Consider the following 8,382-nt stretch of genomic DNA (forward strand, 5'->3'; position numbering starts at 1 on the left):
CGCGGCCGGCGCCTCATCCGGACTTTCGGAAAAGACCATGCAGGACCGTCCGGAAAACCGGACGGTCCTTGGGATGCCCGCGGCGGGCGATGCGGCGCTGCCGGCAGGCGCTGTTGACGCCCGGCGGCCCCGGCCGACGATCGTCAGCGCGGCTCCTCGGACGCCGTCGCCTTGGCAGCAACCTTGGCAGCAGCCTTGGCCTCGAGCCGGCGGCGGCGCGCGCCGAGCCGCGACCTTCGGATGCGCCGCTTGCGGAACTCCAATCCGCACATCGCGCTGTCGATGCTCTCGGTCGGCCGGCGCAGCCGGCGCCCATGCGAGCCGAGCCAGGTCTCGACACGCCGCACCAGCGCGCGGTCGCGCCCCAGGCGGCGGAGCAGTTCGTCCCGCGTATGCAGCGAGGCGATGTCGACGAGGTAGTCGAGTTGCTCGGACAGCGTCCTGCCGACCAGCCGGGCATAGTCACTCGATATCAATGACGTCACGATCCGCTCGGGCAGATGCGGCTCAGCCATGTCCATTCCCGCACTCAGCCGTGCCTTGCGGGCCGTGCGACCTGCGGGCGTTGCGGAACTCGCCATGCATGTCGCTGATCCCGCCCCAAGGCGCCGGCTCCCGCCGTCAGAAGTTGAAGGTGGTCGAGACGAGGTAGGTGCGCGGTGCGCCCAGGGTGATCACGCCGCTATAGGCCGACGCCCAGTACGCCTTGTTGAAGACGTTCTCGACGCCGCCCCTGACCACGATCGGCTTGCCGTTCCATGGCGACCTGAACGTGTAGCGCGCGCCCAGGTCGACCCGCGTCCAATCCGGCAACGACAGCGTATTCGCGGCGTTGACGTATTGCGCGCCGGTGTAGACGACACGCCCCGTGAGCGTCAGGTCGCGCACGAACGGCGTATCCCATTCGGCGCCGAGATTGACCGTGAGCTCCGGCACGCCGATCGCGCGCTTGCCGTCGGTCGCGGCGCTCGCGGTCCGCTCCTGCACGCCGTGGATATAGGCCATGCCGCCGAGCAGGCGGAACGCCGGCGTCACCTCGCCGAAGACGTTGAACTCCGCGCCGGTGTTGCGCTGAAGCCCGTTCATGACCTGGGTCAGGGCTCCACTCGTACTCGCCGTCGTGATGACGCTCGGGCGCGTGATGTCGAACGCGCTGAGCGTGGTCGTGATGCGGCCGAAATCGACCTTGATGCCGGTCTCGACCTGTTTCGTCTGCCCCAGCGGCAGCACCTGGCCGGCATTGGTGTAGCCCGTGGCGACGACGGTCGGGGTCTGCAGTCCCTCGATATAGTTGGCATAGAGCGCGACGTGCTCGACCGGTTTGACGACGAGCGCATAAGCCGGAGTCCAGACCGACTGATCCTCGAACGGCCGGCTCGCCGCCGGCGTCAGAAGGTTCGTCACCTCCGTACCGGCGGTCTGCCGGCGAACGCCGACGGTCAGCTGAATCCGCTTGTTCAGCATCGACATGGTGTCGGAGGCACCGATGCTCCAGAGGTCCGCGCCGACCACCTGATTGCCCTGAAGCGTCGAGAAGCCCGGCAGCGCGACATTGGTCGGCTCGGTGTAGAGGCTCCAGGTCGCACTCTTGCCGACGACGAGCAGCTGCGAATAGGTGCGATCGGTGATCGAGTAGCCGACATTGATGGCGTGATTGATCGGCCCGGTGTCGGCGCTGATCCGCAGGCCGGCCTCCCCCGCATAGGTCTTGTAGGTCTCGCTCGCGGTGCCCGGCGTCCCCGACAGCAGGCCCGCATTGCTCGCGAGCGTCGGTGACGGATACCGATAGTTGATGTCGCTGTCGTGATAGCCGAAGCCGGCATAGGCGGTGATGCGGTCGTTGAGATCGACCTCGCCCTTCACGGTCGAGAAGAAATCCGTCGGCGCATAATAGGCCCATGGTACCTGGAAATTGGTGCCGGCCGCCGGCGGCGCCGGAATGCTGGTGACCAGCGGTCCGACACCGAAGAACCGGAGCGGCGGATTGAGCTTGTCGGCCTGATAGCCGACATCGGCGTCGATGCGGACGTTCTCGCCGTGATAGTCGACCGCGAGATGCGCATTGCCGAACTCGTCGTGCTGGCGGTTCCACGCCGTGTCGCCGTTCGCATAGGTGCTGTTGAGACGAACGCCCCATTCCTTGTGCTCGCCGTAGCGGCGGCTGACGTCGATCTGCTCGCCGAGCTGCGACTTCGACGCGTAGGTGGTCGTCAGCTGCGTGATGTCCTCGAAGGGCGCGTGCTTGGTGACGAGGTTGACGCTGCCGCCGACCGCGCCGCCGCTCGATGCGCCCGTGCCGCCGATGGTCATGCCGTTGAGCAGCGCGGCAGGCCCCTTCAGCAGTTCGACGCGCTCGATGAAGTTGGCGCCGGTCGAGTAATACGGCGCGATTCCGGCGAGGCCGTTCAAACCGTAGTCGCCACTGTCGTAGTAGAAGCCGCGGATGAAGAGACCGTCGGCGCCGCCGCCTGCGGCCTGCACCGTCCGCACCGACGGATCGTTGATCAGCACGTCGCGAATCGTGCGGGCCTGCTGGTTCTGGATCAACTGCGAGGTGAAGCTCGTCTGGTTGAACGGCGTGTCCATCACGCCGCGATTGCCAAGCAGACCAAGCCCGCCGCCGCTCGCCACCTGTCCGCCGGCATAAGGCGACGGCGGCGCGCCGATGGTCCCCGTCGATGGCGTCACATAGGGCGCAGGAGCGCGCGGAGGCAGATTGCGTGCGGCAACCCGTCGCTGCACGTTGCGCGTCGAGGTCGCCTGACTCCGCTGGGTCGACGGCCGCGTCTTCGGCTTGGGTGCATCGACGGTGACGTCCGGAAGCTTGGTCTGGGCGAATGCCGGCTGAATATTCACGAGATTCAGCGTGAGCGCCAACGAGCTCACGAGCCCTAACGATACACGCACCCCGACGTCCTGATACTTCGCGCAGCAACTCATTCCGGCACCCCGATCATTCCAAGTTTCAACCTGGTTCGTCGGCGCTCCTAACACACAGGTCATCGAGGATGGTTTCAGGCCGCGTAGAAGGCATCTAACCAGCGACAAGTCCAGCGATGCCGGTCATTCAAGAGATTGTCGCGACAGCAGGATTTATCGCGCACGGGATTCTTCGAAGACATCCAAAGAAGCGCAGATATCGATCAGGACGAGGCGTGTCGGACGAGCCGCGTCGCTGCCGAGACTCCCGGGCATGCAGTGCGAACAGAGCTGCATGCTTGTTGCAGCTGCTTCAACTGATAAGTCTTCAATTTCTTGATTCAGATTTGCCTCAGACACGCCGCACGCACGGCGGAAGCGTCCGAGCCGGCACGATGTGCAGCTCTATCTGTCTGACTGTTCGTGACGGCCGCGCAAGGGACCCCGGCTCGTTCGACGAGCGTCGCGCGCCCATTTTCCGCGCATGACTGATCAGCTAATACGGAGATTGCCTGGGCGCATCGGCCTCAACGCCCTGCGATGCGGCGTCGCCACCGACATTCCAGCCGATCCCATGGATCAGCGACAGCAGGATCGGCACCGACAGTCCGAGCCAGCACAGGCAATCCCAGAGACCGTCGCCGAACAATCCGAATGCGAGCCCGGCCGCGGCGACGAGACCGATCAGCAGCGGCGCGCGAAACACCTGCCAGGCCGAGAGCTGCGCGGAGCGCGAGGACGGCGCTGCGGATGAGCTCATGGTGACACCGCCGCCGCGGCCCTTGCCACGACGCGCGAGGATGCGCGCCTGCCGCCCCATCGCTTCGCGATCCACAGGTAAAGACCACTGCAGAGCACGATGATGGTAATGACGTCGAGCAAGGCCCAGATGATCTTCAGCGGCAGCCCGCCATAATCACCGAAATGCAGCGGCCGCGACACCTGCAACGCGCGCAGATACCAGGCGAATGCCGGCGCGATCATTTTGGTGCTGTCCCGGGCGTCCACCAGGACAGGCGTGAACATGCGCGCCGTGAACGGCGTTCTGCCCTTGGTCCAGACGATGACGTGCTGGGGACTGCCGAACCGCGTCGCCGTCGGCATGGTGACGGAGGCGACGAGACGATCCGGATAGGCGGCGCGGACCGCGTCCACCGCGGCCTCGACCGACGCCGCTTCGGCGAGCGGCCTGCCCTGATAGGGCGCGAGCAGCGCCGGCATGGTCTGGGCGCGCCAGAGATCCGACAGCGGCACCGCGAGCGTGTTGACGGTTCCGGTCAGCCCCACCACGAGCGTCCAGCTCACCGTGACGATGCCGAGCAGATTGTGCAGGTCGAGCCATTTGAGACGCCGCGAACGATCGCGCACCGTTCCGAACTGCAGCCGCCGCATGAACGGCCAATAGACCACGACGCCGGAGACGATCGAGGCCGCGAAGACGAGGCCGATCAGGCCGAGGAAAAGCTCGCCCGGAAGTCCCGTGAACATGTCGCGGTGGATCCGCAGGATCACATCCATCACGTCCTGATGCGGCGCCTCGTCGCCGAGGACGGCGCCGGTGCGGGCATCCACCGTGAGGCGATGCAATTGTCCGGGCACGGGGATCGCGGTCGGCGACATCGCCACCACGACGAGCGGCTCGGCCGCCTTCAGGCTGACGAACAGCACGTGCTGCTCTGGCTGCTGCTGCCTCGCCGACGCGATCAGGCGATCGAGCGGCAGAACCGGCGTGTCCGCCGGCATCGGCGGCGCGGCGATCTCGTCCGCGAGAAGATGATTGATCTCGTCATGGAAGATCAGCGGCAGCCCGGTCAGGCACAGCATCAGCAGGAAGATCATGCTGACCAGCGACGTCCATGTATGCACCTGAACCCACGACCGCATTGCGTACGAACCTACCCTGCTTCACCACCGGATCACCGCAACGGCGCATGGCGGACTCAGCCGGGCGCGCGTCGTGTCGCCTCGCGATCGGAATGCGACAGATCCAGAAACGACCGTCAGCAGAGAAGCCCGCACACAATGGCTGCTCTGGTGAATGAAATATGGTGAGTGAAATCTGCTGAGTGAAACAGGACGACGCATTCAATGACGACGCTGGCGTACAACCGAAAGACGATCGAGAGCCGCCATCATGCTGATCGTCTCATGCGCATCAATCGAATTCGGCCAAGCGCCCGCTGGAATTGCTTTAAGGTAGAGCGCGAAATGCGGCGATGTCGTCGATCCGCGAGACACGCCGCGTGCATCAGCATGATCGCACGAGGGCGACATTCAGGAAGCCGCCGCCATTCGCCAGCCGCAACGTGACGAAAGCCGGGCGAAGCGCTCCGCGTTCGGCGCGCTCGTGCCACATCCATCAACGCCTCGCCGATGCGGATGCCCTGTCCCGTCGAGACAGGTTCATTCCGCTTCTTTCGGTCCCTCGCCGGCCGAGCGGACCCACCGCATGCCGTGCAAGCCGAGCGACGCTCATTATGAGAGCCGTCAAGCACTGCCTGTACGCCTCACCCTGCCGAGCCCACCGCAGGCGGGTGTCTCGAAGGGCGAGGCCGGCGCCATGGCCTCATGGTTCGAGACGGCGCTGCGCGCCTCCTCACCATGAGGGTCCAGTGCTGACGCCGGCGCTACACCGCGGCAGGACCACGCCAACACTGTGCTCCCCATGACTGTGCTCGCCATAGGCGGCAGGAGCCGGTTGACGCATGCGGCGACGAGGTCACATCCCGCAAGCCACGGCGACGACGGCCGAGCGCGCCGGAACTCTCACCGCCTGCGCCGTGTTGGGTCGCGAATGGCCAGGTCTGCAGCTCCGCCCAAATCCAAGACGTCGCGTGTGGTTCAGGACGCCTCCGTGCGGCAACGATTGCCACGACCGCCAGCTTCCGATGCGCCGCTCGGATGGCTTGCTTCTCATCTGCTCCGGCTGTGGCGACGGCCGACGTCGCAAGGCCTGGTCTTCATCGCCAGCGACGAGCCGCGCGCCGAACGAATCGCCGCCGTGCTGCATGCGATGGACCCCGGCTGCGGCGTGCTCGTGCTGCCGCGCTTCGATACGCTGCCCTTCGACGACACCGTCCCATCCCGCGAGATATCCGGACGCCGCGCCCATGTGCTGCGGCGGCTGGCCGAGCGCGCGCACGCACCCGTGTTGATCTCGACCGTGGAAGCCCTGCTGCCGCGCGTTCCGCCACAGCGCTGCTGGACGGACGCGAGCCTGCGCATCGAGGTCCGGCAGCCGATCGATGTGGACGCATTTCGCGACGCGCTGATCGCGCTGGGTTACGCGCCTGATGAACCTCCGGACGATCCCGGCGGCTTTCTGGCTCACGGCCAGACCACCGAGCTGTTTCCCGCCGGCGCGCTCGGTCCGGTCCGGATCGGCCATGCCGACGGAATCATCAGCGGCATCGAGTTCGTCGATCCGCGGCACCAGGACGAGACCATCGCCGCCGAGGCGCTGGTGATCGATCGGATGTCGGAGCGCGGCCTCTGTGATGACGCCGCCCTGGTCGACATCTTCGCCTATCTGCAGGGCGCCGGGATCGTCGTCGACAGCGCCGTTCCGGAGCACGCGGAGACGCGGCTCGCGGCGCTCGACGAGGGCGACGTCGACGAGGAGCGCCGCAGACGCGCCTTCCTCGATCGCAGCGCCTGGGACTACGCGATGCGCTCCACCTCGGTTCTGCCGGCAACAGGCGAGACGGAGTCGATTCCCATCTTCGCCCAACAAAGATCGGCGCAGACCGCGCTGCGGCGCTTCCTCGAAAGCTGCAGGCAACGCGGTGTCCGCATCATGTTCACAGCGGCCACCGAGCACGATCTGCAGCGGATGGAGCGCCTGGCCGGGGTGACGACGGAGCGGCGCGCCAGCTGGACGACGGCCCTGAGAACGCCGGGCACCGCGATCACGTCGCTGCTGGTCGATCTCGAGCGCGGCTTCACGACCGGCGCAAGCCGTCCGATGACCGTCATCACCGCAGCCGACGTGCTCGGCAGCAGGGCCCGGCATCTCCTACCGATGGCGAGGCCCGCCGCAGCCGCGGGCATGGCGACGAGCCCGGCGCCGGGCAGCGCCGTCATCCACTTGCAGCGCGGGCTTGCGTTGCTGGACAGCCTCGAACTCGTCGCAGCCCCGGGTGTCAGCACGCGCGAAATGATCCGCCTGGTCTTCGCCAATGACGAGGCGATCCTGGTACCGATCGGCGAGCTCGCGCTGATCTGGCCCTATGCGGGCGATCCGAGCGGAGTGAGGCTCGATGATGCCGAGGGCCGGTCATGGGCGGCCCGCTGCCTGCAGGCGGAGCGTGAGATCGAGCGGACCGCCGCGACGCTGTCCGAACGGATCCGCAAGCGGCTTCGGACCGAGGCGCCGCGCATCGCAGCGCCCGCGGCCGTCTACGAGCGCTTCGTCGCGCGCTTTCCCTATCTGGCGACGCCCGATCAGGCGGCGGCGATCGAGGACGTGCTGAGAGATCTCGGCGCCGGTCATCCGATGGATCGCATCGTGTGCGGCGATGTCGGCTTCGGCAAGACCGAGATCGCCTTGCGCGCAGCGGCCGCGACCGTGTTCTCCGGCCGCCAGGTTGCGCTCATCGTTCCGACCACGGTGCTTGCCGCCCAGCACGTCCAGACCTTCACCCGGCGTTTCGCCCCGTTCGGAATCGCCGTCGGCCATCTCTCGCGCCTGTCGCCCGCGGCGGACGCGCGCAGCACGAAGCGGCAGCTCGCGGACGGCACGCTCAAGCTCGTCATCGGAACGACGGCGCTCGCCGCGGACGACGTCCGCTTTGCCGATCTCGCTCTCGTCATCATCGACGAGGAGCAGCATTTCGGGGCCGCCGAGAAGGCCAGGCTCTCTTGCCTGCGGGCCGGCCTCCACACGCTCACGATGAGCGCGACCCCGATCCCGCGCACCATGGCCGGCGCCATGGCCGGCTTGCGCGAACTGAGCGTCATCGCGACGCCGCCGGTGCGGCGCCGCCCTGTGGTCACCAAGGTAGAGCCGCCACTCGACGCCACGTTTTCGCTGGCGCTGCGCCGGGAGCATCGGCGGGGCGGCCAGAGCTTCGTGATCTGCCCGCGCATCAAGGATCTCGCGCCGATGCAGGAGCGCCTTCGCCGCATCGTCCCCGAGCTCGGTGTCGCCGTGATTCATGGCCGCATGCCCGCGCGTGACATCGACGCGCAGATGATGCGGTTCGTGGCCGGCGAGGCCGACATCCTGCTGGCCACCAACATCGTCGAGAATGGCCTGGACATCCCGCGCGCCAACACGATCCTGATTGCGGGCGCGGAGCAGTTCGGCCTGTCGCAGTTGCATCAACTGCGCGGGCGCGTGGGTCGCGGCGGCACCCGCGCCTTCGCCTATCTGCTCGCGGACAGCCGGGGCAACGAGGCGGAAAAGCGTCTCGCGGCGCTGCAGGAGCTGAGCTTCGCCGGCGCCGGATTTCAGATCAGCGC

At 67.0% G+C, this 8,382-nt stretch carries 5 protein-coding genes; 1 reads left to right on the forward strand and 4 read right to left on the reverse strand.

Features of this window, described 5'->3' with window-relative positions; genetic code table 11:
• Positions 1–143 precede the first annotated feature (143 nt).
• The 4 genes from BRAS3809_RS34230 to BRAS3809_RS34245 all read right to left on the reverse strand — a co-directional run bounded on the left by BRAS3809_RS34230 (position 144) and on the right by BRAS3809_RS34245 (position 4,803).
• Entirely contained in the window at positions 144–515 is a 372-nt protein-coding gene (locus tag BRAS3809_RS34230; protein ID WP_052523528.1) for a hypothetical protein, read from the reverse strand.
• Positions 516–621: 106 nt separating this feature from the next.
• Positions 622–2,940, reverse strand: coding sequence for a TonB-dependent receptor (locus tag BRAS3809_RS34235; protein ID WP_008966597.1), 2,319 nt, complete (start codon positions 2,938–2,940; stop codon positions 622–624).
• A gap of 475 nt (positions 2,941–3,415) precedes the next feature.
• A complete protein-coding gene (locus BRAS3809_RS34240; protein ID WP_008966598.1) occupies positions 3,416–3,679 on the reverse strand; it encodes a hypothetical protein in 264 nt (87 codons plus the stop codon).
• Positions 3,676–4,803 carry a PepSY-associated TM helix domain-containing protein gene (locus BRAS3809_RS34245; RefSeq protein ID WP_008966599.1) on the reverse strand — a complete coding sequence of 376 codons (1,128 nt, stop codon included), beginning with the start codon at positions 4,801–4,803 and terminating at the stop codon, positions 3,676–3,678. The genes BRAS3809_RS34240 and BRAS3809_RS34245 overlap by 4 nt, the downstream gene beginning before the upstream one ends.
• A 970-nt stretch (positions 4,804–5,773) precedes the next feature.
• On the opposite strand from BRAS3809_RS34245, the gene BRAS3809_RS34250 reads away from it, so the two are divergent.
• A partial coding sequence (locus BRAS3809_RS34250) for a DEAD/DEAH box helicase (protein ID WP_240535844.1) occupies positions 5,774–8,382 on the forward strand: 2,609 nt, incomplete at its 3' end.

Source organism: Bradyrhizobium sp. STM 3809 (assembly GCF_000239795.1).
Classification (GTDB): domain Bacteria; phylum Pseudomonadota; class Alphaproteobacteria; order Rhizobiales; family Xanthobacteraceae; genus Bradyrhizobium.